Origin of the sequence: Methylobacterium guangdongense (assembly GCF_038442355.1) — a bacterium.
Classification (GTDB): domain Bacteria; phylum Pseudomonadota; class Alphaproteobacteria; order Rhizobiales; family Beijerinckiaceae; genus Methylobacterium; species Methylobacterium guangdongense.
This window is the reverse complement of sequence record NZ_JBBXMX010000016.1, coordinates 80,486-106,331: the sequence shown is the minus strand read 5'-3', so window position 1 is coordinate 106,331 and position 25,846 is coordinate 80,486. Positions and strand designations below refer to the sequence as shown.

Below are 25,846 nucleotides of genomic sequence, written 5' to 3'. Positions count from 1 at the left end.
GGAGGCCTCAATCCGTCGAGCCGAGCAGGCTGCGCAGCAGGATCGCCTTGAGCCCGAAGCTGCCCTTCGTCGCCACGGTGTCCCCGGCCGCGACGCCGCTGCGCACCTCGACCCAGTCGGAGCGCTGGATCCCGAGCTGAAGGGCGCGCCGCTCGAACCGGTCCTCGGCCACCCGCACGAAGGCGATCGGCCCCTGCTCGGTCTGCTGCACCGAGGCCGCCGGCACGGTGACGCCGTCGCGGCCGAGATCCGCCGCGATCATCACCGACACGAACATGTTGGCCCGCAGCAGGTCGCCCGGGTTCTCGAGCTCGATCCGGGCGGGGGCCGTGTTGGTGCCCGGATCCAGGGCGGCGTTGACCGAGCGGACATGGCCGTCGAGGGCGGCCTGACCCGGAATCGGGTTCTCCACGGTGGCGGCATCGCCGGCCTTCACCCGCCCGATATCGGGCCCGTAGAGGCTGGCCAGCACGACGATGCGCGTCGGATCGGCGACCGTGACGGCGTCGCGGGTGGTGTCCACCACCTCGCCCAGGGTCACGCCGACGCTGGTCACGACCCCGGCGATCGGGGTCACGACCGCGCTGGTTCCGGGGGCGCCGCCCTCGGTCGGGGCGAGGCGCTGGTATTGCGCCCGGTACATCTCGGTGTTGGCCTCGGCCGATTTCACCGCCGCCTGAGCCTTGGCGAGATCGACCTGCCGGCGCTCCACCTCGGCCTGGGCGACGCCGCCGAACTTGAGCTGCTCGATGCCACGCTTGAGCTGCAGCGCGGCGACCGCCTCGGAGGCCCTCGCCTCGCCGAGGGTCGCCTGTGCGGCGAGGTAGCCGTTGCGGGCGTCGAGGAGACCGGCGGCGTCGAGGGTTACCAGGGTCTCGCCGGCCTGGACCCGGTCGCCGGGCTGGACCGCGAGGCTCAGCACCCGGCCCTGGGTGCGGGGCTTGAGGTGCGTCACCCGCCGCTCGTCGAAGGCGACGGTGCCGGGGACGCGCACCGGCAGGACGATCCGGCGGGTCTCCGCCGTCCCGAAGGCGAGGTCGATCCGCTTCTGCCCGGCCGCGTCGAGGGTGACGCGGTCGGGATCGGCCGGCGCGGCGTCGGCCTTGTCGGTCTCCGCCGCCGGTGTGCTCGGCGCGAGCGGTGCGAAGCCGAGGGCGGACAGGATGGGCGCGCGCTCGAACCAGCCCGCCGCAGCGAGGCCCGCCAGGACCAGCAGGAGGAGCACGCGGACGCCGCGGCGGCGCGGCGCGACCGGGGCGGGCGGCGCGGTCACCGCGTCGTCCGAACTCTCCGGCTCGACGGCTTCGGTTTCCGTGGCGCGGGGATGTGTCTCCGCGTTCAGCGTCATCGGCGTGCGCACCGATCGCCGGAGAGGGACGGGCTCATGCGTCGAACCCCGGACGCAGCACCTCGTCGCTCACGAAGCGCCCGGTCTCGACCTCGCGGACCACCACCTCGTAGCCCTCGCTGCGGAGTTCCTTCAGCCGATCCACCGAGACGTAGCTCCGCGTCTCCACGTCGTAGAGACGGGTTCGGGCGTACCGGTTGATGAGACGCCGGGGGCGCTTCTTCCTAGGCATGCGTGAAGCCCGCGGGATGGCGGCGGGCCGGGCGATGACGGCTCGGCTTCGAGGTTGGCCAACGAAGCCTACGGCAGAGCGCGACAGGCCCCCTCTCCCGTGCGGGAGAGGGTTGGGGTGAGGGATGAGAAGCTTCAGGATCGAGCACGCCGGCAGACCGCCGACAGGGCGCACTTCGTTCTGACAGTTCTCGACCCTCACCCTGTCCCTCTCCCGCACGGGAGAGGGGACCCACGCCCCATCCTGCTGCAGCGACACGAGCTGCGACTTTCCAATCCTGCGAAGGCGCGACGGAGGGATGCAGAGGGCTCTGCCTCTCCCCGCGGACGGCGATGCAGAGATCCGCAACGCGAGCCCATCGGGTCGCACGCATTCTGCGGGGCGGGGTCGGCATGAAGGCGATCCGGTGAGACAAAGCGGGCCGTGAAACCGGCGCCGGTACGCGCTAGAGTCATTCTAATAAGTTGGGCGAAGCCGATGGGGCGCCACTAAATTCGGGTTCATTGTTGCGTCGGCACGGGATCGCCCGGCTGAGTTAAGGCATAGGGACTTCAGCCAGGGGTGCGGGCGTGGCGCGGGTGCTGCTGATCGAGGATGATGCGGAGACGGCAGGCGTCGTGCTCGCCGATCTGCGCGGGCGCGGCCACGTGGTAACCTGGGCGGCGACCGGGCCCGAGGGCGCGCGGGCGGCCCGGGAGGGCGCCTGGGGGGCGATCATCGTCGACCGGATGCTGCCCGGCCAGGATGGGCTCGGCGTCCTCCAGGACCTCCGCCGGGACGGGGATCGGACGCCGGCTCTGGTCCTCAGCGCCCTCGGCGACGTGGATGAGCGGATCCGCGGCCTGCGGGCGGGCGGGGACGACTACCTCGCCAAGCCCTTCGCGCTCGGGGAACTCGCCGCACGGATCGAGGCGCTGCTCCGGCGCCCGGTGGACAGCCGCGAGACGCTGCTGCGGGTCGGCAGCCTGGAGATCGACCTGATATCCGGGACCGGCCGGCGCGGGACGCGCGACCTCGCATTGCTGCCGCGCGAACTCAAGCTCCTCGCCTATCTGATGCGCGCGCCCGGCCAGATCGTCACCCGGGCGATGCTGTTCGAGGAGGTCTGGAACTACCGGTTCACCCCCAAGTCGAACCTGATCGACGTCCATCTCGGGCGCCTGCGCCGCAAGCTCGAGGCCCATGGCGAGCCGCCCCTGATCCAGAACGTGCGCGGCCTCGGCTTCACCTTCACGCCCGATGCCTGATCTCCTGCGCTCCACAACCGTACGCTGGGCGCTCGGGATCGCCCTTTGGTCGGTGCTGCTGGCGCTGACGATGTTCGCCTTCATCTACTGGCAGACGGCCGCCTACCTCCGCGAGGAACTGGCCGAGACGCTGCGGCTCGAAGTCCGCGCCGTCGTCGCAGATCCCGCCTCGGCGGTCCTGCGGGTCGACACCTGGACCGCCATGGACCCGCACGCCAATCACTACGGCGGCCTGTTCGGTCCCGATGGGGCGCTCCGGGCCGGCAATCTCGACGCGATGCCCAAGCACCTCCCCCGCGACGGGGACGCCTACCGCGTGAGTGCCGTCGTGCAGGTCGCCTGGCGCCGGCTCGACGACGAGATCTGGGCGGCCGCCCTGCCCCTGCCCGACGGCAGCACCGTGGTGATCGCCCACGATTCCGACGAGATCGACCGCGTGCGGGTGACGACCCTGCGGGCGCTCGGCCTCGGCCTCGTGCCGACGCTGGCCCTGTCGGGCCTCGGCGGCCTGCTGCTGGCGCGACGGGGTCGCCGACGGCTGGCCGCCACCGAGGCGGCCTTGGCCGAAGTGATGCGCGGCGACCTGCGCCGGCGCCTGCCGGTCGGCAACCGGGGCGACGAATTCGACCGGCTGGCCGCGAACGTGAACCGGATGCTCGACGAGATCGAGCACCTGATGGGCGAGGTCCGCAGCGTCGGCGACGCGGTCGCCCACGACCTGCGCACGCCGCTGACCCGCCTGCGCGCCCGGCTGGAACGCAGCCGGACGCAGGCCAGGACGGTGGAGGAGTTCCACGAGACGATCGACCAGGGACTGGCCTGGATCGATCAGACGCTCGCCATGGTCACCGCGGTGCTGCGGCTCGGTGCGATGGAAGAGGGCCGCCGGACCGCCTTCGCGCCGATCGATCTCGGCGAGGTGGCCGCGGCGGCGGTGGATCTCTTCGAGCCCTCGGCCGAGGAGAAGGACGTGCGCCTCACCCTCGCGGTCGCGGCCGGCCTCCCCGCCATCCAGGGCGACCGCGACCTCTGCTTCGAGGCCCTGTCGAACCTCCTCGACAACGCGTTGAAGTTCACGCCGCAGGGGGGTGCCGTGAGCGTGCGCCTCACCCGCTTGGGCGGCACGGTCAGCCTCACCGTCGAGGATACGGGCCCGGGCCTGCCCGCGACGGAGCGCGGCAAGATCTTCCAGCGCTTCTACCGCTCGGAAATCGCCCGCCAGACCCAGGGCAACGGCCTCGGGCTGAGCCTCGTGGCCGCCATCGCCAAGCTCCACGACGCGACCGTGAGCGTCCACCCGGCCGCGACCGGCGGCTGCCGCTTCGACCTGTCCTTCCCCGTCGCGACGAACGGCTGAGGCGCGTCCCATCACGGTCGCGGCGATCAAGTCGCGCGACCGTGATGGGGCGTGCCGGCATGCACCCGCAGCGATCCCGGCCCACATGGCCGAATTTTAATCCAATGGACACGCGACCAACAAAGCCGATGAATATTATCTGAACATGCGAAGGACGGGACCGATACAGACAAAGGTCTTGGCCCAAGCGCTCAGATGGAGATCGACAAATGGCTTATCGCACATCCATGGCCGCGGCGCTCGTGCTGACCACCATCCTCGGGGGAACCGCCTTCGCCGCCGAGCAGGCCGCCCAGCAGCCCGCCACGCAGCAGACGGCGGTCGACAAGGACGTGGGCAAGCTGTCGAAGGACGGCGCACAGGCGTTCCGTGACCTCCAGCTCACGCGGCTCGCCATCTTCGAGGCGGATCCCGCGCAGGCCAAGGATCTGATCGGCAAGACGCAGGCCGCCTTCACGAAGGCGAAGACCGACGACGCCGTGTTCACCAAGGCCGAGGCCGAATTGAAGACACCCGCCGATATGGCCGGCCACACGGGCATGACCGCATCCACGAAGGCGCAGCCGGCGACGACCGCTGCCAAGCCCGCCTCCAAGGATCAGGTCGCCTGGGTTCCGGTCGACGCGCAGCTGACGCTCGGCGACGACTTCGTGGCCACACCCGAGAAGGCCTCGGCGGTGACCGAGGCGAACAAGAACCTCGCCAAGGGCGACCAGAAGGGGGCGATCGAGAAGCTCAAGCTCGCCCATGTCGACGTGAACTTCACGATGGCGGTGCTGCCGCTCGACAAGACCATCGCCGACGTCAATCAGGCGGCGACGCTGATCGGGCAGGGCAAGTATTACGAGGCGAACGCGGCCCTGAAGTCGGCGCAGGACGGGATGCGCTTCGACGTGATCGACGCGGTCGCCCTGCCGCAGACGGGCAAGGCCACGGCCGGCAATACCGCGTCCCCGCAGGCCACCGGCACGGCCACGAGCACCAAGGCCGGCAAGTAAGCCGCGGCGGCCCGGCGGCCGGGCTCAGGCCCGGCCAGCCCCGCGGAATGACGGGCGCCGCGACCCCGACGACGAGGCAGAGATGATCAGGATCAGCTCCGGCGCCCGGCTCACGCTGGGCCTGCTCGTCTGCGGATCAATGCCGGCCCCTGCGTGGGCCGGCAGGCTCCCGAACTTCGATATCCACGCGGTGTGCACGCTGGAGCACGACGCGGGGCCCGGTCCGGTCGACCGGGCGAGCTACCGCGGCTGCTTGTCCAACGAACGCGCGGCGCGGCGCACCCTACAGACGCGATGGCGCGTCTTCGGAGCACGGGAACGCCGGATCTGCCGGGAGGAGAGCGAGATCGGCGGCGCGCCGTCCTACGTGGCGCTGCTGACCTGCCTCCAGCTCGGCAGCGACGACCTGCCGATGCAGCCTTCGTGGCACCCCTCCAAGGGCACGCGTCCCCGATGAGATCGGGCCTCGGGACCAGTCCGCCGCGATGAGCGCAGTGTTCTTGGGCGTCCCGAAGACAATGCCATATTCGTGATCGATCAACGAGGAACGGGAGATCGCATCAAGACTTCGTGCCAGGCCAAATCAATGGAGGTTGATCATGCTCAAGACAACGGTGAGCGCCGCCCTGTGCTCGGCCTTTCTTCTGACCGCCGTCCCCGCCATGGCTGCGCCGCACGAGATGCCGCAAGGCAAGCGCGACGAGATGTCGATGAAGGACACCAAGAATCAGGTCACCAGTCAGAGGAAGGAAAACAAGGAAGCCAACAAGAACGTCGACAGCCTGATCACCAACAGGAAGTGACGGCGTCAGCCGGCGCGACGAACGGCGATAGCCAGGGCACCCGCGCTCAAGCGCTGCCCTGGCCTTTTCTCGAGCGGATCCTCAGCGGACTGGACGGCTGGCGCGCGTTGCGCCGCGATTGGACGGCGTTCAGTGGCCGGCATCGGAACGCCGGCCCTCGTATTCACCACCCGTAGTGCCAAGCGGCCCGGCGCCAGCCCCAATGGTGATGCCAGCCCCAGGGACGGTGCCAGCCATAGACCACCGGCCGGGCATAGTAGACCGGGCGATAGGCATAGGGCCGCCAGTTGGGCCTGCACCAGCCGTAGTAGCCCCGGTGGAAACCGGGCCCGCAGCCCTGGGCGGCCTCGGCCGTCCCCACGGACGCGGTGAGCGTGCCGAGCGCGAGGAGTGCCGCGCCTGCAAGTTTCATTCGCATTGTCGTCCTCCTTTCAAACCATGAGGTCTTCGAACCTGGCCTCGTCCCAAGACAAGTCCGACCGGATCCCGTCGGTTTCCCGCTCCGGGCCAGGAACCGGCATGAAACAGCCGCACCCCAGAAAGCGTTTCTTCACGAAAGAGTGCGTGCGCCGAAGCACAGGTCCAGGATCGGCGCCTTCCGGGACGGAGCCGCGACCTTGCGGAGGTCGCCCGTCGACTTCGAACAACGCTCATCCTGCGGCCGGAACCACAGGGAGAACCGGAGGAGATGCGGACGTCCGGCCTTCGCGTCTTCCCGGACGACGCACATCCGTGCCGTCATGGGCGGCCGCGCCGATGGCGGAGACGGCCAGGGCGAGGCCGTGAGACGCCCGCGCGCGCGCCGCACGACGCGCTTGGATTCGGCGGGAGGCGAACGGCCCGCCAATACCAGTACGAACCTGCGGCCAAGCCTGCGACAGCGGCGGGCTCGACCACGCTCTGTTGAATCCGGGCGTTCACGGTAAAAGCAACCATCGATCCGCAACCCCCCGAAGCGCGGATCCACCTTCGCCCGCCCGGTTCGCCGGTGCGGGCATTTTCATGCGCACAGGGTACGATCGGAGGCCCGCTGCGCCGACGGTGGCCGCCGTGCGTGAGTCGCCTCAAGCGCAGGTCCCCTCTCCTGAGCGGACTGCGATGTTCGCACTTCTTCTATCGGAAAGGCGATGAACGGGTCCGCGGCTCCCCTCCCCCTCTGCGGGGGAGGGTGGCCCCCGAAGCGGGTCGGGAGAGGGGAGCGACGCTGCAGAACACAGCACTTGGCCGTCATAAGGGCCGAGACACATTCTGAACCCGGGTTCCCCCCTTGCGGGACTTCGTCCCGACCCGACCCCTGCTTCGCAGGGGCCACCCTCCCCCGCAGAGGGGGGGAGGGTGGGCGCGCGGGGAATCTGAATCGCCATAACCGTCGACCTGACGACGATTCCAAACCCGAAGTGTGGGTTCGGCAGCCCACTCGGGAGAGGGGGCAGGTCGCGTTCTGTCGCGAACGTCAAGGCGCATCAGACCGTGCCGGCCACCAGACCCTCCGCGATGGTCCGCAGGGCTTGGTGGTTGCAGATCGTGCAGGCCCCGGGCGCGAGCGCGATGTAGCCCTTGCGTTGCCACGCCGAGAGTTGCCGGTTGGTCCCCTCGCGCGAGAGGCCGATCATGTGGCCGAGTTCACGCTGCGTGGTCAGCACCCGGATGCCGTCGCGCTCCGCGCCGCCGGCCAGCGTGATCAGCGCCTTGGCCAGACGCTGCTCCGCGCAGACGAAGGCATGGTCCGACAGCTGCTGGCTGGTCCGCCGCAAGCGCCCGCTCAAAATCGCGAGCAGCCGGACGGCGAGGATCGGAAATTCGTCGAGCAGGGGCATCAGATCGCGCCGCTCCAGTCGCAGCAGCAGGCAGCGGGTGGCCGCGAAGGCGTCGGCCGTCCGGGGGCCGTCATCGAGCAGGGCGATCTCGCCGAAGACCTCGTCCGGGCCGATCAGATTCATCACGAGCTCCGATCGGTCGTCCGGACCGGCCGCCGAGATCCGGACGTAGCCGCTCACGACCGCGAGCAGCCCGTGGCTCTCGTCGCCGCGCCGGAAGATGCGTTGACCGGAGCGGAACGTGAGGGGCTGGGCCCGGAGCGCGAGGCGCTCGATGACGCGCGGCGGGGCTTCGTGGAACAGGTTGTGCCGCGCCAGCACGGCCCGCTTGTCGAGCGCCGAGCCGACCTTATCGGACCGCATGGCGCGCGCTCACGATCGCGATCCGGCGGTGATCTGCGGATCCCCTCGCCCGCTGCGGCATGCCCTGTCGCGGCGCGACGGCGATCGATCCCTCCCGGATTGACGCATGTTTCAACGCACCCGATAGATACCGCCGGCGAACGCTGCCGTATTCAAAGCCGCCGATCGCCCTACGATTGGTAACGCAGTGTGCGAATGCTGTAAAACGATATCAAGCCGTCGCGTACAGGCCGCGAACAGCTGCCCGCGCTGCGGCGGTGCCGTCCACTCGGCCGTGTGAGGGCCGTCACACGTTCCGGGCGCCGACCACCGCTAGGGTAAGCACTCCGGAGGTTCCTCATCCCGAGCCTGAGGAGAGGGTCAGATGCGAGTGGCCGAACACCGAAACCCCGTCTCCCGCGATGCGTCACCGGCCGGGTTCCGGGATGCCGGCCGCCCTCTCCCCTATCGCGGCGACCCGACCGGGGACCATCGGTGCCCCGCCGCGTTCCCGGCCACCGTCGACGGGGCCCTCCGCCGCTTCGTCGAGCAGCTGGACGAGGGCTTGGCCATCGTCGACCGGCGCGGGCGCGTCCTGTTCCTCAATGCGGCAGCGAGACGGATGGTCAACGGCGACCATCTCGTCCTGACGGATGGCATCGTACGGGCGCACGAACGCAGCGCCGGCATGGAGCTCCACAGGATCCTCACCGACTGCGTGTCGCGGGGCTGCGAGATCTCCAGTCGGCTCGTCTTCGAGACCGCGACCCTGCTGATCGCCGCGAGCGCGCTTCCGCCCGAGGGGGGGCATTCGGAGACGTTCGTGCTCCTGCGCCTGATCAACCCCGCGACGGCCCCCCTGCCGAGCGCGCATGCCCTGCGGGCACAGTTCGGGTTCACGTCGACCGAGGCTGCGTTCGCCCTCGATCTGCTGGCCGGAAACGACCTGGCGGCCTGCGCGATCCGCCGGGGGATCACGCTGAACACGGCCCGCGCCCACCTGCGCAGCCTGTTCGACAAGACCGACACGCGCCGTCAGGCCGCCCTGGTCCGCCTCCTGCTGCTCTGCCCGCGGCCCATCCTGGGCTGAGGCTGCCCCGGGCGCCGGGCGAACCCCGCCTCACGGGATGAGCCCGAGACTGCGGCCGGCGTCGACGGGCTGCAGGATGCCGTAGCCGCGTTCGGCGTTCCACCCCGGGGGGCCGGATTGCAGGGCGGTCGCGCGCAGGGCCTGCACCATCGCGGCGGCGGATGTGGGGGCCGGCGTCGCGCGCGTGCGGAGTGCCGCGACGCAGCCGGCCGCGACCGCGCAGGCCGCCGAGGTTCCGCCATCCGGCGTGGACCGAGTCCGGCTCTGCGAGCCCAGGAAGTGGCTGTAGGCCATCAGGTCCGGCTTCCGCGGCATCATGCCGGCGATCGACGGCCCGGTCGCGGAATACCCGAGCCGCTCGCCCGCGACCGTGCAGGCGGCGAGGGTCAACACCTCCGGATAGGTGTTGGCCCCCATGATCGCCCCCTGCACCCGCTGGAGGCACGGCGCGGCGGGGCATTCGGGCCCGCAATTCGAGCCCGCGAACACCACGTCGATGCCGGCCAGCGTCAGGGCGCGGACATAGGCGCGGAACGGATGATCCGGGTTGTCGACGTAGCGGCCCGGATGCCCCTCCGGAAAGTCGAGGCTCGGGTGGTAGATGCCCCAGCTGTTGCTGACCACGAGGGCCCGGAGGCCGGCGGGCGGTCCCGAGAGCACCCAGCGGGTGATCAGGAACCAGTAGGCCTGGATGGCGGCCCCGATCGTTCCGGCCGCCCCGTGATCACCGGCCGCGCGGGCACCGAGCGCCGGGATGTCGAGCAGGGTCGCCCTCGGGGCCGCGATCAGCGCGTCGTAGGCGCACATCGTCCCGTGCCCGACCCGGTGCAGGCCCGGCACGGAGACCCGGGTCGGCGGCGACCAGGACTGGCCGGCGTCGAGACGCGGCGGCGTGCCGAGCCGTGCGCCGAGCCGCGCCAGGGCGATGCCGCCATCCACGATGGCGATCGCGACCCCCGTCCCGTCCAGGCCGTTCCGGGCGAGCACGTCGGTCCCGAGCCGCGCCTGCACGTCGACTGAGGTTCCGACAGCGCGGCTGCTGCCGCAGGTCAGGGTCGTGCCGATCTCGGCGTCGGAATAGATCGCGCCGCCGTCGAGTTCGGCGGGGATCTCGCCGGAGGCCGGCACCGGAATGGTGGCGCGGACCAGAAACCGGTCCGCGCGGCGCAGGTCGAAGGTCACGGGTGCGATCTCGCGTGCCCCCGCCCCGCCGCCGATCGGGACCGCCCCGAACGGATGGTGCAGCCGCACCCCCTCGGGGACCCGGTGCGCGCCGAGCCGCTCATGGGGCGGCTCGCCCGCGGCGACACGCTCGGCGGCCCCGATCAGGGCGGGGTCGCGGGGCCTCTCCCAGAGCACGCGCCGGAACGCGGATTGCGGACTCTTGCGTACCACGGGCGCCTCCCTGTTGCGCCGGAAAAGCCTGCCGCGCGCGGGCGGCGGTTCAGGCCCACTCCGCCTGCGCGGCCGCCAGCGTGTCCTTGTAGAGCCGGCACTGCTGGACGAAGGGCTTGAGCTGCCGGCCCACATCCAGGCCGACATCGACGTCCTGGCGGAAGTGCAGGCCCGCCAGGACGCGGTTGAAGCCGACCCGGGCAGCCAGCACCTCCAGAGCCTGGGCGTGGGCGGGGACGAGCTCCGCCAAGCAGGCGGAGGTCAGGCTGCCGATCAGCGCGTGCCCGGCGGGATAGGAGGCGTGGCCGGGCACCGGGACCGGCGGATACAGCATCGGGCACACCTGGGACGGACGCGGGCGTGCCGGGTTGCGCCGCTTCAGCATCATCATGGCCAGCTCGCCGCACCGGGCGATCAGCTTCATCAGCAGGTAGGTGTGCGGATGCGACGTCCTGCCGACGTTCAGCAGCTGCAGCCAGCAGACCTGAAAATTCTGGTTCTGCTGGACGATCTCGCCGAGTGCGTCCGGCCGCTCCGTGATCGCCAGGATCAGCATATCGTCGATCATCGGCTGGGTGATGGCGGCCGGCGCCGGCAGGGTGGTCGCCGTCTCCCAGGTCTTGGTGCCCACCTTCGCCTTCATGAACTGCGGCAGGATGGTGAGGGCGAGGAGATCGGGATCCCAGTCGGAGGCCCGGAAGGTCGCGGCCAGGTTCGCGGGGACCGGGATCTCTGCGAGCGGATGGTCCGTGCGCATCGCGAAGACCTGGGGACCGGACGCGCCTGCCGAGTCGGCCCAGTTGCCGCCCATCGGGCTCGCGCCGTTGCCGCCCACGGCGTCGATCCAGTTGCCGCCCATCGCACGCTCCCCGATTTGACATTCGGTCAGCTTGGGGCCGGCTGGGGCCATTATTGCGGCAATCCAGCCCGCTCCAACTTGTCGATAAAGCTCTCTAGCAAATTTTTTGAGAACGGACACCGTGTAGAATAAGCTTTCAGCCGAAAATCCGGCTGGATCGATTGAATTTCTCGGGCAACCAGCTTTGCTTCAGAAATTCGATCCAGAGACACCAGTGTCGCCGCCAGGATCCGCAACGTTGCGCATAATCTCGGATTGAGAAGAAACGCCTTTTGCGACCAAACCAGGGCCTCTTCATACTGTCCTTTCAGATAATGAGCCTGCGCCAGAAACATGAGATAGAAATAGGCTTGCACATCGACGGGGGACAGGCGCAGACCTTGCTCGGCCCGCGAGACGGCCGCATCGCCCTGCCCGACATAGCCGTGAACACCGCTGCTGAGCGTCCAGGCCATCGCGTTGCCGGGCGACGCTTCGAGCGCACGCTCGAAGATCAGCATCGCCTTGTCGTATGCGCGGAAGAACAACGCCTGCGTATGACCGTAGACCGCCAGCGCGAAGCCGTCGGCCGGATCGCGCTCGACGGCCGCCATCGCGAGGCGTGTCGCCTCCTCGGCCTCGGCACCCACGTCCGCGGCCCAGCCCTGCGCCATGTTGTGGATGTGCCAGAGCGCGGCATACGCGAAGGACGTCGCGTAGCCGTCATCCGCCAGCATCGCGCCCTGGAGCAGTTCGCGCGCCTTCGGAAATTCGGGGCTGCGCATGAGATACATGGCGTCGACCGCCTGGAGCACGAGCTCGTAGGCGTTCCGATTGTCGGATCGCTTGCGCAGCGCCCGCTTCAGCTCGGCTTCGCGGACATGGGGGGCGATGCTCCACAGGATGCGGGTGGCGATGCGGCTCTGCAGATCGAAGATGTCGACCCGCGATCCGTCGTAGCGGTCGGCCCAGATCACCGCGCCCGTCTCCTGATCGACCAGGCTGGCGCTGATCCTGAGCTTGTCCGCGCTGGCCGCCACCGATCCGCTCAACACGTAGCGCACGCCGAGGTCCCGGCTGACGCGCCTGCGGTCGATGTTCCGGCCCTGGTAGGGCAGCGTCGAACTGCGCGCGATGACCAGCAGCCCGCGCACGCTCTGCAGCGCCACGATCAGATCGTTCGCCAGCCCCATGCCGATATAGCCGGAGCCGCCCTTGCGGCCCTCCGTGCGGAAGGGGAGCACCGCGATCGACGGGACCTTGGCTTTCAGCCGGCGCAACGGGCGCGGGGTCGTACTGGATTCGGGCGGGTCGCCGTGGACCAGATAGGCCCGCACCGGTACGGCCATGTTCTTGAGGTGGGTCGGACCGAGATCGACCACGTTGATCCGCGCCCGCGATGCGATCGTGTCGAAGACCGGCTTGGAGATGATGATGCCGTCCGGCGGCGCGATCTCCTGCAGGCGCGCCGCGATGTTGACGCCCCGGCCGAACACATCCCCCGAATCGATGATCGTGGAGGCGACGTTGACGCCGATCCGGAACCTGATCTTGCGCTCGCCCGGCTGAATCCGTTCGGTTGAGGTGACTTCGCCCTGCAGCTGAATCGCGCATTCGACGGCATCCAGGGGGGAATCGAAGGACGCGATCAGGCCGTCGCCGGTGTTCTTGACGATATGACCGCGGAAACTGACCACGCAGGGGTCGATGGTGCGCACCCGGAGGGCCTGGAGCCGCGTATGCGTATCCTCCTCGGCGATCTCGGTCAGGCGCGCGTAGCCCACCACGTCGGCCGCCAGGATCGCGAGCGTGCTCCGGACGATCTTGTCGACCGGGCCGGCCAGCGCGCCCTCGTCTGCCATCCGTGGGTCCTCGTCGGCCATTCGTCGCGCGCGATCCCGAAGAAGCAGGGCTCACATATACAGATGATTATATCATACTCAAAACCGCCCAGGACGCCAATACGACGAACATACTTTCCGTGAAATGATTAGTACTTTATGCATTGCACGGCAGACGAATAATCGTTCAGGATCGTCGCTCGATGATCAGCATCAATTTGCGATGCAGCCGCGATGCTTCGAAGCCGCCCATGGTCTGTCGTTTTATGGCGTCCGATACAGTTTAGTATCGAATGCCTTGAGTGATACAGCCTTTCGCGCGCATCCTGGCTCGATCGTGGGCGTGCCGCTGGCTGCATAGCCAGGGACGAGAGCGCTTCGGCGCGAGCCTGGCCGATGGAAGCGCCGCCGACGGAGTGGAGACGTTCGCGATCTCAGACGTGCAAACCAGGCGCGATCACGCGGAGCGCCTGGCGGACATGCCGCTTGAGGCGCTGCACGCCGGAATCGTATTCGCGGTTATCCCAGCCCCGGATGCCGACGATATGGGGTTCGAAGGGGAGGCGCGTCGCGATGCGGAGAGACCGCTCCCGCATGAGCGTCTCGATGACGAAGTACATGGTCCGCTCGGTGATCGTTTCCTCGCCGGTCTCCTTGAAGCGATCGATGTTCGCGATCAGCTTCGTCCAGGCCGCATGGTCGAATCCGTAGAGGTAGAGATCCGACCATTTCTTCGGCAGTCGACGGATGTTGATGACGAGATCCAGATCCGAATAATCGTACCGGAGGATCTTCTCGAGATTGGCGATGCGGTAACGGCCCGTGAGCTTCCAGAACAGGTGCCCACGCCGCATCTCGTCGGCGGCACGCGGATGCCGGAGACCCTCGTCGATCAACAGCATCTCCGAGTAGCCGCGGCCGAAGAAGTCGTTCGAGGCGTCGGGCGGGATCCTGACGAACTCGACATGGCAGCGCGCAGCATGCGCTGGAAGGCCTTCATGTCGTTGCCGCTGTTCTCGCACAGATAGATCGTCTCGAGGGCCTCGGTCGCGCCCGATGCGACAAGGGCTTTGAAGGCATCGCAATACTGGCCGAGCCGGTCGTTAGGGCTCGTGACTCGTAGAGTTCGCATATCGACATGCGGTGTCACCGTCGCGGTCAGGATCAGAGACTGTTTCCGCATGGGTTCTCACGAGGGGGCAAGAGGTTCGAACGCGAAGGATCTACGCTCTGTCCGACGCGTCTCGTCCGGTTGCACACCCCAATCCCGTATCGTGCGAAAGTTGTCATCCTCGGGGACACTACAGCGGTGGATACTGGTCCTGACCGGCAGACGGCGACCTTCGTTCAGGTGAAGCCGTAGAGCCCCGCGGGATTGTCGACCAGGATCCGCGTCCGCATCCCGGCGTCGGGCACCCAGTCGGCCAGCAGGTCCAGCAATTGCGCATCGTCCGGCTTGGCGTCGGCCGGCGCGGTCGGATGCGGCCAGTCGGTACCCCACACGAGGCGCTCGGGGGCGAGCGCCACGTAGGCGCGGGCGAGGCGGCCGCGGTCCGCGTAGGTCGGCGGCCCGACCTTCGAGGCGATGTAGGCGCCGGTGAGCTTGACCCAGGCACCGTGCTTGTCGATCAACTCGGCGATGACCCGGAAGCCCGGATGATCGGGCCCGGCGGGCTCCGGCAGGTGGCCCATATGGTCGAACACCACCGGCACCGGCATGCCCTTCAGGGTGTCGGACAGCTCCACGATCTTGTCGCCGTCCGAGACGAGCTGGATGTGCCAGCCGAGATCGGCGATCTTGCGGGCGACCGGGACCATGTCGGTGATCGGCGCGCCGCCGGGCAGGCGCGTCCCGAACCGCACGCCGCGGATCCCGGCCGCGTCGAGGCGCTTCAGCGCGTCGGGCGTCACCGCGGCATCGAGCATCGCGATCCCCCGGGCGGTCGGCCCGAAAGCCTTCACGGACTCGACGAGGAGGCTGTTGTCGGTGCCGTAGGTCGAGGGCTGCACCACGACATGCCGGGTGATGCCGAGGCGGCGCATCAGGAGGCGATAATCGGCGACGCTCGCATCCGGCGGGCGGAGGGTGGCGCCGGGCGCGGCCGGGAAGCGCGCATCGTAGATGTGGTGGTGACAGTCGGTGGCGTCCGGCGGCACGGTGAGGGTCGGCCGTTCCGTGCCCGAGGACCAGGGCACGGTCTGCGCCGCGGCCGGTCGCAGACCGGCGGCGAGGGCCGCGCCGGCCATCAGGGTCGCGAGGTGGTGGCGGCGGGTCGTCGAGGGGGTCATCCGTCCGGTCCGGTCAGTGATGCGAGAAGAGGGTCTGGCCGGCAGCCGGCATCCGAACTGTGAGGATGCTGCCGGTCTGGGATTCGGTGATGAACAGGGTCGCCCCGTCGGGGCCGCCATAGGCGACGTTCGTGGTCGAGATGCCGGCGGGGGATTTCACCCGCAGCAGCGGCTCGGCGACGGGGGACAGACGCCAGATCGACCCGAACCCGGTATGGGCGACGATCAGGCAGCCCTCGGCATCGAGCGCGATGCCGTCCGGGCCGCCGAGACCGCCGTGCAGCTGCGCGAACACACCGACCTTGGCGACGAGGCCGCTGGCGTTCAGGGGGATGCGCCAGATCTGCTGGGCCCGGGTCACGGCCACGAACAGGCTGCCCATGGTGTCGTCGATGACGATGCCGTTCGGGCTCGGCACCGTGTCGACGAGGCAGGTCAGCTCGCCGGAGGGGCGCAGGCGGTAGACCCGGCCGGTCGGGTCCTGCAGCCCGGTCTGGCCCTGATCGGTGAAGTAGAGATCGCCGTTCGCCGCGAAGGTGAGGTCGTTGACGCCCCGGAAGCCCTCCGAGCCCGCGGTCTCCAGAAACGGCGTCACCGCCCCCGTGGCGGGGTCGAGGCGCATCAGGCCGCGCTTGTAGCAGGTGATGAAGATCCGCCCGTCCTGGTGGATCTTCATCCCGTTCGGCCAGCCATCGTATTCGGCGACGAGCTCCCACGACCCGGCCCGATCGATGCGGAAGATCCGGCCGAAGGGGATGTCGGTGACGTAGAGCCGCCCGGCCCGGTCGAAGACGGGGCCTTCGAGGAACGAGTCGATCGCGTGGCCGCCCCGGTTGGCGTCCGCCCAGGCGGTCGGCCGGGCCTTGCGGAAGCGGTCGGGCAGGCGCGTGAACAGTTCGGCCGTCACGGTCGGCGGGGGAGCGAAGAACGACATCGCGGAGCCTCGGGGTTCGATCGCGGGCGGCGGCTCAGGCGGGCAGCGCCGCCCCTTGCGTCTCGCGGGCATGGGCGCGGCTGATCAGGATCACGCTGAGCGCCGCGGCGGCGTCGAGGGCGGCGACGGGGAGCATGCCGAGGGGGAAGCTGCCGGTGGCGTCCCTCACGAGGCCGACCACGTTCACCATCAGGCCGCCGCCGATCAGGTTCGAGATGGCGTTGATCCCGGCGAGACCGGCCGCGAGCGTCCCCGGCGACAGCCAGCCGGCCGAGAGCGCCCAGAACGGCCCCTTGAAGGCATAGGCGCCCACGAGGGCGAAGGAGACCGCGACGACGGCGGTGGCGATCCCGCCGGTCAGGTTCAGATACGACAGGCCGAAGGCGGCGAGCAGCAGCGGGATCGCCGTGTGCCAGCGCCGCTCGCTGTGGCGGTCGGAATGGCGGCCCCAGACCACCATCAGCACCGTGGCGATGCCGTAGGGGATCGCGTTGACGAAGCCGGCCTGGAGATTGGTCAGCCCGAATGCCTTGATCATCTGCGGCTGCCAGACCGACAGGACGCTGCCCGTCGCCGAGGCCCCGGAGCAGACGAGCGCCATGGCCAGGAAGTACTTATTGCGGGCGAGCTGCCACAGGGAGATGTGGCCGATCGGCTTACGCCGCGCGGCTTCATCGTCGAGGCGCCCGATGAGCCAGGCGCGCTGGTCGTCGCCGAGCCAGCGCGCGTCGCGGGGCCGGTCGGTCAGGACGAACAGGCAGGCGATGCCGAGGCAGACGGTCGGCAGCCCCTCCAGCACGAACAGCCACTGCCAGCCCCTGAGGCCGAGGGCGCCGTCGAGTTCGAGGAGCAGGACCGAGAGGGGCGAGCCGAGGAAGGTCGCGAGCGGGATCGAGACCGTGAAGGTCGCCATGATCCGCGCCCGGTATGCGCCCGGCAGCCAGTAGGTCAGGTAGAGGATCGCGCCGGGGAAGAACCCGGCCTCGGCCGCCCCGAGGATGAAGCGCATCCCGTAGAGGGAATGGGGACCGGTCACGAGGGCCATGCCCATGGTGACGAAGCCCCAGGTGATCATGATCCGGGCGATCCAGCGCCGGGCGCCGACCTTCTGCAGGGCGAGGTTGCTCGGCACCTCGACCAGAAAGTACGCGACGAAGAACAGGCTCGCCCCGAAGCCGAACATCGCGGGGGTGAGCCCGAGGTCCTTGTTCATCTGCAGGGCGGCGAAGCCCACGTTCACCCGGTCGAGCAGGGCGCAGAAGTAGCAAAGCATCAGGAACGGGACGAGCCGGACGATGACCCGGCGCATGGTCGCCGCTTCGAGCGGATGCTTGGTGTCCTCGGAAACGCTCACGTCCCAACCTCCCCGTCCTGTGAGATGTGGCTCGCGTGACGTCCCGCGCCCTTGAGCCCTGGTGGTGCGGCCCTGCCGTGGGATCAGACCCCCTCGCAGCCCGCCTCCGCGAGGGCGCGCTCGACCCAGGAGCGGTCCACGGTGCCGGCCTGGATGGCCGCCATGGTCTTCGCCTCGCCCTGCTGCTTCGCGTCGGCCGCGGCGAAGACCGCCTCGGCCTGGTCGAAGGGCACGCAGACGAAGCCGTCGTCGTCGCCGACGATGAGATCGCCGGGCTCGATCACCATGCCGTCGATGGCGATGGTGGCGTTCACCTCGCCCGGCCCGTTCTTGTAGGGGCCGCGGTGGGTGACGCCGGCGGCGTAGACCGGGAAGGCCCCGGAGCGGATCCAGCCGTAATCGCGCACGGCGCCATTCACGACGACGCCGGCCACGCCGACCTGCTGCGCGTGCGACAGCATGAGCTCGCCGACGATCGCGTTGGTCAGGTCGCCGCCGGCATCGACGACGAGGACGTCGCCGGCCTTCGCGCGGTTGAGGGCGGCATGCACCATCAGGTTGTCGCCGGGCCGCGTCCGGACGGTGAGGGCGACGCCCGCCATCACGCCGCCGGCATGGAGCGGCCTGAGCCGGGGGCCGCCGTGGCCCATGCGGTTCATGGAATCGCTGATGTTGGCGACCGCGATGGCCTTGAACTTGTCGACGGTGGCGGGCTCGACCGTGCGGGCGCGGGGGTGGATCTTGAAACCGATGGCCATGGGTGTTCGTCCTTCGATGCGGAGCGCGATGCGGCGTCAGGCGATCGGCTTGAGGCCGGCCTTGAGCGCCATGGCGTCGAGGGCCTCCTGGTAGGTCCGGGGGACGACGCCCTTAAAGTGGTCCTTCAGGCCGAGGCTGTCCTTCCAGCGCAGGCGCTGGGCGACGGCGCGGGCCATGATCGGCTCGACCCCGGCATCCGCGACGGCGTCGGCCGACATCTCCAACTCCTCGGCCCGGCGCTTGGCGTGGATCACCCCCGACGGGGTCAGGCTCTGCACCGTATCCATCCACGGCCGGGCGAGGGTCTTGGACGCCGAGGCGAGGACGACCTCGTCGATCCCGTATTGCCGGGCGGCGAGCAGCATCTCGTCGGTGAGCGCCTCGATCCCCTTGATCAGGACCGAGCGGATGATCTTGATCCCCGAGGCGGTGCCGAGCACCGGGCCGGTGAACGCGATCTGCATGCCCCACGGCACCAGGAGATCGCACACCCGCTCGCCGGCCGGGCCGCTCGACAGCATCCGCATGGAATATCCGTGCAGCGGCGTGCCCTCGATCGAGCCGTCGCCGAGCAGCGCGCCGGTCGCTTCGAGCTTGCGGGCGACCCCCTGCTTGATCTTCGGCGTGGCCGAGGCGAAGTCGAGGAAGGTGTGGCGGCTCGTCAGCACCGGCGCGAAGGCGTCGGCGCTGTCCAGCGAGGCGGCGCCGGGGGTGACGCTGACGATGAGGTCGGCGGCCTCGGCGAGCTCGCCGTTCGAGCGCACGAGCGTGACACCGGCCTTCTCGGCCCGGTCCTGGATCAGGTCCGCGTAGGGACCCGCGAACGCGTATTTGTCGTAGCAGGCGATCGATGCGAGTCCGGCGCCGCGCAGGCCCGCGCCGAGCGTGCTGCCGATCTCGCCATAGCCCACGAGGCCGAGGCGGAATTGCGTGCGGTCTGCCATGGTGTGCTCCTGTCGGGCTGTGGGCTGATGTGCGGGGTCCGCCGATCCGGGCGGGCGATGCGGGATGATGGCGGTCAGGCCGGAAGCGCGGCCGGGATGGCATCCCGCCGGATCTGCCGCCACAGGGCCAGCATCATCAGGGCGCCGAGCAGGAGGATGCCGCCCACCGCCAGCAGCGGAGCGGTGAAGCCCCCGGAGATCTCGCGGGTCACACCGATCAGGTATGGGCCGGCGAAGCCCCCGAGGTTGCCGATGGAGACGATCATCGCGATCCCGCCCGCCGCGGCGCGTCCGGTGAGGAAGCCCGAGGGCACGGCCCAGAAGGTCGCCGTGTACGCGTTGATGCCCATCACCGCCACGCAGAGCGCCACGATGGTCAGCACCGGCGTCGGGGTCAGGGCGCTCGCGGTCAGGGCGGCGGCACCGACCGCCAGGGCCAGAGCCGGATAGATCGTGCGGTCGCTGCCGCGGTCGGACAGGCGACCCCACACCACCATCGCCACGGCGCCGCAGACATAGGGAATGGCCGCGACGAACCCGACCACCGAACTTGCGAGACCGAGCTGCTTGATCATCTGCGGCAGCCACAGGCCGATGCCGAGCGAGCCGACAATCGCGCAGAAGTTGATCGCCGCCAGCATCAGGACCCGCCAGTTCCGCAGGGCCTGGGCCAGGGTCATCGGGTGCTTCTTCTCGATGGCCGCCCTCTCGGCGGCGAGCGTGGCGACGAGGACCTCCCGCTCGGCGGGCGTGAGCCAGTGCGCCTCCCCGGGACGGTCGGTGAGGACGAAGAGGCAGATGACGCCGAGGATCACCGCCGGGAGGGCTTCGAGGATCAGCAGCCACTGCCATCCCGCGAGGCCGAACCCCTCGACCTGCACCAGCGCACCGGAGATCGGCGATCCGATGATGTTGGCGACCGGGATCCCGAGCAGGAAGAGGGAGGTCGCCCGCGCCCGCACCGCGGAGGGGAACCACAGGCTGAGGTAGAGGAACACGCCGGGCACGAACCCGGCTTCGCCGAGGCCGAGGAGGAACCGCGCGATGCCGAACTGGATCGGGCCGGTCACGAACGCGGTGGCGGCCGAGACCAGGCCCCAGGTGATCATGATCCGGGCGATCCAGAGCCGGGCCCCGACGCGCATCATGATCAGGTTGCTGGGGATCTCGGCGAGGAAATAGCCGAGGAAGAACAGCCCCGCGCCGATGCCGAACGCGGTCGCGGTGAGCCCGATATGGGCGTTCATCGTGAGCGCGGCGAAGCCGACATTCACGCGGTCCAGATAGCTCACCACGTAGCACACGAAGAGAAACGGCAGGATCCGCCGCATCGTCTTCCGGTGGATGCCCTGCTCGTCGACCCCGTGGGCCGGAGCCTGGGCCTGATGCCCGCGCGCCATGACGTCCACTCCCGAATCGCCAATTTTGAAACGGCGTTTCGTTTTTGATCTATCAAACGGCCGGCGCTGTCAACGATGGCCCCGGCGAGGCGGCATCACGGCCTAGCGAGCGGACGGTTCAGGGGGCGAGCGCTCTGCGACGAAGCGGAGACCGGTCCGGCGCAAGAGAGCGCGCACGGCAAGACCTTGAAGCCACGCATTATTGCAACGCGATCGGGCACCGCTCTAAGGATCGCGCAGCCCCGCGGAACCGGAACGAGTGCAACGACATGGCGAAGGAGGCGCGCACCCGGCCCAAGCTCGACGGGGTGGCATCGGCCGACCGGGTGCTGACGGTGCTGACGGCGTTCCGGCGCGGCGACGACGCCCTGGAATTGTCCGAACTCGCCCGCCGCACGTCGCTCGTGAAGAGCACGATCATGCGGCTCTGCATCTCGCTGGAGAAGTTCGACCTGATCGAGCGCCTGGATGACGGGCGCTACCGCCTCGGCGTCGAGGCGGCCCGGATCGGCTCGGTCTACCAGCAATCCTTCGCCCTGGAGGAACGGATCCTGCCCGTCCTGGAGCGGCTCGCCGCGGAGTCCCTGGAGACCGCCTCGTTCTACATCCGGCGCGGCAACCAGCGCCTCTGCCTGTTCCGGGCGGATTCACCGTCGCCGCTGCGGATGAATGTCCGCCCGGGCGACATGCGGCCGATGGACGAATCCGCCATCGCCCAGATCCTGCGGACCTTCAGCGACCGGCGCGCCTCGGAGAGAGCCGCGATCACGGTTCCGCTCTACACGTCGGGCATCACCGATCCGCACGTGGCCTCGGTGGCGATGCCGGTGTTCGGCACCGAGCGGCGCCTGATTGGTGCCCTCGCCCTATCGGGCCCTTCATCCCGGCTGACCTCGGAACGGGCCGAGATCCTGAAGCCGCGCCTCCGCGAGGCCGGCGAGCGGCTCTCGTCCGAACTCGGCGCACAAGCCTCGTGATCGTCAGGCGCGCCGAGCCGGCCGGCGACGAGCGGCCCCGCGGCTCCCGGTGAGCGCCGTCGCGTGAACGGCCGGCGCCGGGCCGCTCACCGAAGCGTGTACGGGCCGGTTCGCCGTCGAAACCAGCGCTTTACCACCCCCATGGTGCCGTATCGGTGCGATCCCATCGCCCGGAGACTTCCCAAGCGTGTCACAGAGCTGCGCACCGGCGCGTCCATCTCGAGATGTTCACCTGGGACCGTTGAGCGAGCCTCGCTCCGGTCGACCCGTGACGCGTGACGACCTCGCATGTCGCTCCTCGCACGCCTCTTGCTGATCGCCGTCCTCGCCGGCCTCGCCGTGCACACGGTCCGCACGACAGCGCCCGCCGGCCCCGCGGCCATGACCCTGCAGAACCAGCTTCGATCGGCTCCCGAGGCCGGTCACGCTTAGGGTGATCCGCCCGGATCATCCCCCTCGATGATCTCGCCGCGCGCGTGGTGCCGGGTACGCTATCTGGGCAAGAGCCGTCCGGGGTCCGACGCGGTTTGGACACCGGACGGCGCTACCCTAAGTGAGCGCTTGCCGAGACTCATCCCGCCGCCATCGTCGAACGGATCCCGTATGCGCCCGGTTGTCCGAAGCTTGGCCTGCGCGGCACTCGGTGTGGTCGCGGCGTCGGCCGTGCAGGCGCAGTCCATGGTCCAGCCGCTGCCGCAGGCCCCGAGCCCCGATCTCGATCCCCGGGCCTGGCCCCTCAGCGCCGTGGGCAAGCTGAACGTGGTCACGGGGCCCGGAAGCCGGAAATACTGCACGGCGACGCTCATCGGACCGCGCCACGCCCTCACCGCCGCCCACTGCCTCTGGGACGGCGCGCGGCAGCGTTGGGTCGATCCGGCCAACGTCCACTTCGTCGCCGGCTACGAGCAGGGGCGCTACACCGCGCATTCCATCGCGCGGGCCTACACGAAGCCGGACGCCTACCGGTTCGGGACGAGCCGCCAGGATCTCAGCCGCGACTGGGCCGTCATCGAGCTGGCCGAGCCGATCCCCCTGAAGCCGCTTGGCCTCAGCCCGGCCCTCGGCCCGGAAGCCAAGGCGACCACGCTGACCGGCATCGTCCACGCGGGCTACAAATCCTACGCGAACCAGATCATCAGCGTGGAGCGCGGCTGCCAGGCCCGGTACGAACCCTCCGCCCTGCCGCTGCTCGACCATTTCTGCCGGGTCGTGCCGGGGGAATCCGGGTCGGCGCTGATCCTGCGCGACGGCGAGCCCGGGATCGTCGGCATCCTCGTGGCCGCTTCGTCGAACGGAACCTCGATCGCGGTCCCGGTCAGCAGCTTCCGGGCCGCCGTCGAGGCCGCCCTGACGAGCACGGCCGGGGCTGCGGCCGCGAGGCCCGCCCGGGTGCCGACGCCATGACGGCGACCCCGACCAGCGCGGTCGTGATCGGCGCGTCCGGCGGCATCGGCCGGGCGCTGATCGACAGGCTCGCGGCCGACGAAACCTACGCGCCGATCTTCGCGCTCTCCCGCGCGCAGCCGCCGGCCCCGCCGGGCGTCCGCACCCAGGCGATCGACCTCGGCGACGAGGCGTCGATCGCGGCCGCCGCGGTCACGGTCGGCGCGGCCGGACCGGTCGGGCTGATCATCGTCGCCACCGGCATCCTGCATCAGGATGGCGTCTCGCCCGAGAAGACGTTCCGGACGCTCGATCCCGCCACGATGGCCGCCGTCTTCGCGGTCAACACGATCGGCCCCGCCCTCGTCGCCAAGCATTTCGTGCCGTTGCTGGCGCGGCAGGGACGCTGCGTGTTCGCGGCCCTGTCGGCCCGGGTCGGATCGATCGAGGACAATCGACTCGGCGGCTGGTACGCCTACCGCGCCTCGAAGGCGGCGTTGAACCAGATCCTGCGGACCCTCTCGATCGAGGTCGCCCGCACCCGGCCGGACGCCCTCGTGGTCGGCCTGCATCCCGGCACGGTCGCCTCCAACCTGTCGCGCCCGTTCCGGCCGGACCCGAAGGCCGAGGGCATCCTGCAGCCCGAGGAAAGCGCGGCGCATCTCCTGCGCGTACTCGGCGCCCTCGACGCCAAGGACACCGGCGGCGTCTTCGCCTGGGACGGGGCGCGCGTGCCGGCCTGAACGGGGGAGCGCCGGTTTGCCAACGCGACCCGGTCGGGATGCCGGCTTGTACTGCGGGCAGGCCGACGCGCGCCTGCGCAGCGGATAAAGCCGCCCGGCATCGCGGTCCCGGCAGAAACCTACCACCAGCCGGCGCGCACCTCGGCGGCCGGGTCGCGGCGCGCGACGGGGGGATGCAGGGACCGGTCGAGGGCGGCCATGACCCGCCGCACCGCCTCCTCGTAGCGCGCCGAAACGGGATCGCGGGGCCGGGGCAGCCGGATCGCGACGGTCTCGTCGAGCCGGCCCGGCCGCGGCCGCATCACCACCACCCGGTCGGCCAGCGTCACGGCCTCGCCCACGTCGTGCGTGACGATCAGGATCGTGGGCTTCGATTCCGCCCAGAGGTCGAGCAGCTGCTCGTGCAGGCCCCGGCGCGTGAAGGCATCGAGCGCCGAGAACGGTTCGTCGAGGAGCAGCACGCGGGGCTGCGGGACGAAGGCCCGGGCGATGGCGACGCGCTGCTGCTGGCCGCCCGACAGCTCCCGGGGCCAGCGCCGGCCGTGCTCGGCGAGACCGACCCGCTCCAGGGCCCGGTCGACGCGCGCGCGGTAGTCGGACCGGCCGATGCCGGCGAGGCCGAAGCCGACATTGTCGGCGACGGAGAGCCACGGCAGCAGCCGGGGCTCCTGGAAGACGACGCCGATCCGGGGATGGGGCTCGCGGACCGTCTCGCCGTCGACCGCGACGGTGCCAGCGCTGGCCCGGTCGAGCCCCGCGATCAGCCGCAGCAACGTCGTCTTGCCGCAGCCGGACCCGCCGATCAGCGCGACGATCTCGCCGGGCGCCACCGACAGGCCGATGCCTGAGAGCGCCTGCGTGCCGTCCGCGTAGGTCTTCGAGAGGGCATCGACGGTGAGCACGGGGACCTGACCTTGGGCAAGCGGGCGGGCGGGCTTCCGGGGACAGGCCCGGCCTTCACAAGCTCTCCCGCACCGTATCCTGCCAGCGCGTCAAGGGCCGCGTCATCACGACGAAGAGCGTATCGGCCAGCTTGCCGGCCAGCGCGAAGGCGATGATCGCCGCCAGGATCTGGTCGGGCTTGCCGAGCTGCTGGCCGTCGACCAGCAGGTAGCCCAGCCCCTCGGAGGCCCCCATCAGCTCGGCCGCCACCACGAACAGGAAGCCGAGGCCGAGGCCCGTGCGCAGCCCGACCAGCGTCGCCGGCAGGATCGCGGGCAGCAGGATCCGGCGCGCCATGGCGCCCCGCGACAGGCGATAGATCCGCCCGACCTCGACGAGCTTGCGATCGACCGAGGCGATCGCCCCGGACACCCCGACATAGACCGGGAAGAACACCCCCACGGCGATCAGCAGGATTTTCGGCGTCTCCAGGATGCCGAACCAGAGGATGAAGAGCGGGACCCAGGCGAGCGACGGCACCGCGCGCAGCGCCTGCAGGCTCGGGTCGCAGATCCGGCGCACGAGCGGCAGCATCGCGACCGCGGTGCCCATCAGGATCCCGGCGGCGGCGCCGAACAGGAAGCCGAGGCCGACCCGGATCAGCGTCGCCTCGACATGGGTCAGGAGGTCGCCCGACGCGGCGAGCTCCCAGAGCGTGGCGCCGATCCGGCTCGGCGGCGGCAGGAGACGCCCGGAGGCCGCCCCGGTATCGACCGCGATCTCCCAGCCGGCGGCGAGGGCCAGGGGAAGCGCGAGCGCGAGGGCGAGCGCAACGCCGGCCCGACCACCCTGTCGCAGCAACGGCATCGCCGC

The 25,846-nt window shown here is 69.9% G+C and carries 26 protein-coding genes; 10 read left to right on the top strand and 16 right to left on the bottom strand.

All coding sequences use genetic code 11. From position 1 onward, the window contains the following. Nucleotides 1–7: 7 nt before the first annotated feature. Together AAHG09_RS24275 and AAHG09_RS24270 are read right to left on the bottom strand one after the other, a co-directional pair. Nucleotides 8–1,348 (bottom strand): efflux RND transporter periplasmic adaptor subunit, encoded by a 1,341-nt coding sequence (locus tag AAHG09_RS24275; protein ID WP_342110079.1) that lies wholly within the window; start codon nucleotides 1,346–1,348, stop codon nucleotides 8–10. A 34-nt stretch (nucleotides 1,349–1,382) separates the two neighbouring features. Continuing rightward, a complete protein-coding gene (locus AAHG09_RS24270) occupies nucleotides 1,383–1,580 on the bottom strand; it encodes a polyhydroxyalkanoate synthesis regulator DNA-binding domain-containing protein (RefSeq protein ID WP_342110078.1) in 198 nt (65 codons plus the stop codon). A gap of 569 nt (nucleotides 1,581–2,149) precedes the next feature. Here AAHG09_RS24270 and AAHG09_RS24265 point away from each other — a divergent pair. The 5 genes from AAHG09_RS24265 (at nucleotide 2,150) to AAHG09_RS24245 (ending at nucleotide 5,985) form a co-directional block, all read left to right on the top strand. Continuing rightward, the gene (locus tag AAHG09_RS24265; RefSeq protein ID WP_342110077.1) at nucleotides 2,150–2,827 is read left to right on the top strand and encodes a response regulator transcription factor; all 678 of its coding nucleotides are present in this window, start codon (nucleotides 2,150–2,152) and stop codon (nucleotides 2,825–2,827) included. Continuing rightward, a complete protein-coding gene (locus AAHG09_RS24260; RefSeq protein ID WP_342110076.1) occupies nucleotides 2,820–4,184 on the top strand; it encodes a HAMP domain-containing sensor histidine kinase in 1,365 nt (454 codons plus the stop codon). The genes AAHG09_RS24265 and AAHG09_RS24260 overlap by 8 nt, the downstream gene beginning before the upstream one ends. Before the next feature lie 209 nt (nucleotides 4,185–4,393). Next, the gene (locus AAHG09_RS24255) at nucleotides 4,394–5,182 is read left to right on the top strand and encodes a YfdX family protein (RefSeq protein ID WP_342110075.1); all 789 of its coding nucleotides are present in this window, start codon (nucleotides 4,394–4,396) and stop codon (nucleotides 5,180–5,182) included. A gap of 82 nt (nucleotides 5,183–5,264) precedes the next feature. Next, a complete protein-coding gene (locus AAHG09_RS24250; RefSeq protein WP_342110074.1) occupies nucleotides 5,265–5,639 on the top strand; it encodes a hypothetical protein in 375 nt (124 codons plus the stop codon). 142 nt (nucleotides 5,640–5,781) lie between these two features. Beyond that, nucleotides 5,782–5,985, top strand: coding sequence for a hypothetical protein (locus AAHG09_RS24245; protein WP_342110073.1), 204 nt, complete (start codon nucleotides 5,782–5,784; stop codon nucleotides 5,983–5,985). A gap of 163 nt (nucleotides 5,986–6,148) precedes the next feature. On the opposite strand, the gene AAHG09_RS24240 is transcribed toward AAHG09_RS24245, so the two are convergent. After that, a complete protein-coding gene (locus tag AAHG09_RS24240) occupies nucleotides 6,149–6,403 on the bottom strand; it encodes a GCG_CRPN prefix-to-repeats domain-containing protein (RefSeq protein ID WP_412760082.1) in 255 nt (84 codons plus the stop codon). A gap of 1,045 nt (nucleotides 6,404–7,448) precedes the next feature. After that, nucleotides 7,449–8,165: a Crp/Fnr family transcriptional regulator gene (locus AAHG09_RS24235; RefSeq protein ID WP_342110071.1), complete on the bottom strand. Its 717-nt coding sequence runs from the start codon at nucleotides 8,163–8,165 to the stop codon at nucleotides 7,449–7,451. A gap of 364 nt (nucleotides 8,166–8,529) precedes the next feature. Here AAHG09_RS24235 and AAHG09_RS24230 point away from each other — a divergent pair, with 364 nt between their 5' ends. Continuing rightward, nucleotides 8,530–9,234 carry a helix-turn-helix transcriptional regulator gene (locus tag AAHG09_RS24230; protein ID WP_342110070.1) on the top strand — a complete coding sequence of 235 codons (705 nt, stop codon included), beginning with the start codon at nucleotides 8,530–8,532 and terminating at the stop codon, nucleotides 9,232–9,234. A gap of 30 nt (nucleotides 9,235–9,264) precedes the next feature. Here AAHG09_RS24230 and AAHG09_RS24225 read toward each other — a convergent pair whose 3' ends face one another. The 10 genes from AAHG09_RS24225 to AAHG09_RS24180 all read right to left on the bottom strand — a co-directional run bounded on the left by AAHG09_RS24225 (nucleotide 9,265) and on the right by AAHG09_RS24180 (nucleotide 20,988). Beyond that, a complete protein-coding gene (locus AAHG09_RS24225) occupies nucleotides 9,265–10,629 on the bottom strand; it encodes a S8 family serine peptidase (protein ID WP_342110069.1) in 1,365 nt (454 codons plus the stop codon). Nucleotides 10,630–10,678: 49 nt separating this feature from the next. Then, nucleotides 10,679–11,488: a phosphatase PAP2 family protein gene (locus AAHG09_RS24220; RefSeq protein WP_342110068.1), complete on the bottom strand. Its 810-nt coding sequence runs from the start codon at nucleotides 11,486–11,488 to the stop codon at nucleotides 10,679–10,681. A 50-nt stretch (nucleotides 11,489–11,538) separates the two neighbouring features. Then, complete coding sequence (locus AAHG09_RS24215) at nucleotides 11,539–13,350, bottom strand: adenylate/guanylate cyclase domain-containing protein (protein WP_342110067.1); 1,812 nt, start codon at nucleotides 13,348–13,350, stop codon at nucleotides 11,539–11,541. A 392-nt stretch (nucleotides 13,351–13,742) separates the two neighbouring features. Next, a complete protein-coding gene (locus AAHG09_RS24210) occupies nucleotides 13,743–14,204 on the bottom strand; it encodes a hypothetical protein (protein ID WP_342110066.1) in 462 nt (153 codons plus the stop codon). A 451-nt stretch (nucleotides 14,205–14,655) separates the two neighbouring features. Next, on the bottom strand, nucleotides 14,656–15,597 hold the full coding sequence (locus tag AAHG09_RS24205) for an amidohydrolase family protein (RefSeq protein ID WP_342110065.1): 942 nt from the start codon (nucleotides 15,595–15,597) through the stop codon (nucleotides 14,656–14,658). A gap of 13 nt (nucleotides 15,598–15,610) precedes the next feature. Beyond that, nucleotides 15,611–16,531 (bottom strand): SMP-30/gluconolactonase/LRE family protein, encoded by a 921-nt coding sequence (locus AAHG09_RS24200; RefSeq protein WP_342110064.1) that lies wholly within the window; start codon nucleotides 16,529–16,531, stop codon nucleotides 15,611–15,613. 34 nt (nucleotides 16,532–16,565) lie between these two features. Beyond that, complete coding sequence (locus AAHG09_RS24195) at nucleotides 16,566–17,840, bottom strand: MFS transporter (RefSeq protein WP_412760085.1); 1,275 nt, start codon at nucleotides 17,838–17,840, stop codon at nucleotides 16,566–16,568. 128 nt (nucleotides 17,841–17,968) lie between these two features. Then, the gene (locus AAHG09_RS24190) at nucleotides 17,969–18,643 is read right to left on the bottom strand and encodes an RraA family protein (RefSeq protein WP_342110062.1); all 675 of its coding nucleotides are present in this window, start codon (nucleotides 18,641–18,643) and stop codon (nucleotides 17,969–17,971) included. 36 nt (nucleotides 18,644–18,679) lie between these two features. Further along, on the bottom strand, nucleotides 18,680–19,588 hold the full coding sequence (locus AAHG09_RS24185) for a DUF1932 domain-containing protein (RefSeq protein ID WP_342110061.1): 909 nt from the start codon (nucleotides 19,586–19,588) through the stop codon (nucleotides 18,680–18,682). A gap of 74 nt (nucleotides 19,589–19,662) precedes the next feature. Then, the gene (locus AAHG09_RS24180; RefSeq protein ID WP_342110060.1) at nucleotides 19,663–20,988 is read right to left on the bottom strand and encodes an MFS transporter; all 1,326 of its coding nucleotides are present in this window, start codon (nucleotides 20,986–20,988) and stop codon (nucleotides 19,663–19,665) included. Nucleotides 20,989–21,257: 269 nt separating this feature from the next. Here AAHG09_RS24180 and AAHG09_RS24175 point away from each other — a divergent pair, with 269 nt between their 5' ends. From AAHG09_RS24175 to AAHG09_RS24160, 4 genes are all read left to right on the top strand, one after another. After that, nucleotides 21,258–21,965, top strand: coding sequence for an IclR family transcriptional regulator (locus AAHG09_RS24175; protein ID WP_342110059.1), 708 nt, complete (start codon nucleotides 21,258–21,260; stop codon nucleotides 21,963–21,965). Between the two features lie 288 nt (nucleotides 21,966–22,253). Beyond that, nucleotides 22,254–22,397, top strand: a complete 144-nt coding sequence (locus AAHG09_RS24170) for a hypothetical protein (RefSeq protein WP_342110058.1) — start codon at nucleotides 22,254–22,256, stop codon at nucleotides 22,395–22,397. A gap of 171 nt (nucleotides 22,398–22,568) precedes the next feature. Further along, nucleotides 22,569–23,369: a trypsin-like serine peptidase gene (locus AAHG09_RS24165; protein ID WP_342110057.1), complete on the top strand. Its 801-nt coding sequence runs from the start codon at nucleotides 22,569–22,571 to the stop codon at nucleotides 23,367–23,369. Then, entirely contained in the window at nucleotides 23,366–24,091 is a 726-nt protein-coding gene (locus tag AAHG09_RS24160; RefSeq protein WP_342110056.1) for an SDR family NAD(P)-dependent oxidoreductase, read from the top strand. The genes AAHG09_RS24165 and AAHG09_RS24160 overlap by 4 nt, the downstream gene beginning before the upstream one ends. Nucleotides 24,092–24,210: 119 nt before the next feature. Here the strand turns inward: AAHG09_RS24160 and AAHG09_RS24155 are convergent, their stop codons facing one another. Together AAHG09_RS24155 and AAHG09_RS24150 are read right to left on the bottom strand one after the other, a co-directional pair. After that, complete coding sequence (locus AAHG09_RS24155) at nucleotides 24,211–24,993, bottom strand: ABC transporter ATP-binding protein (protein WP_342110055.1); 783 nt, start codon at nucleotides 24,991–24,993, stop codon at nucleotides 24,211–24,213. 55 nt (nucleotides 24,994–25,048) lie between these two features. Further along, on the bottom strand, nucleotides 25,049–25,840 hold the full coding sequence (locus tag AAHG09_RS24150; RefSeq protein WP_342110054.1) for an ABC transporter permease: 792 nt from the start codon (nucleotides 25,838–25,840) through the stop codon (nucleotides 25,049–25,051). Nucleotides 25,841–25,846 lie beyond the last annotated feature (6 nt).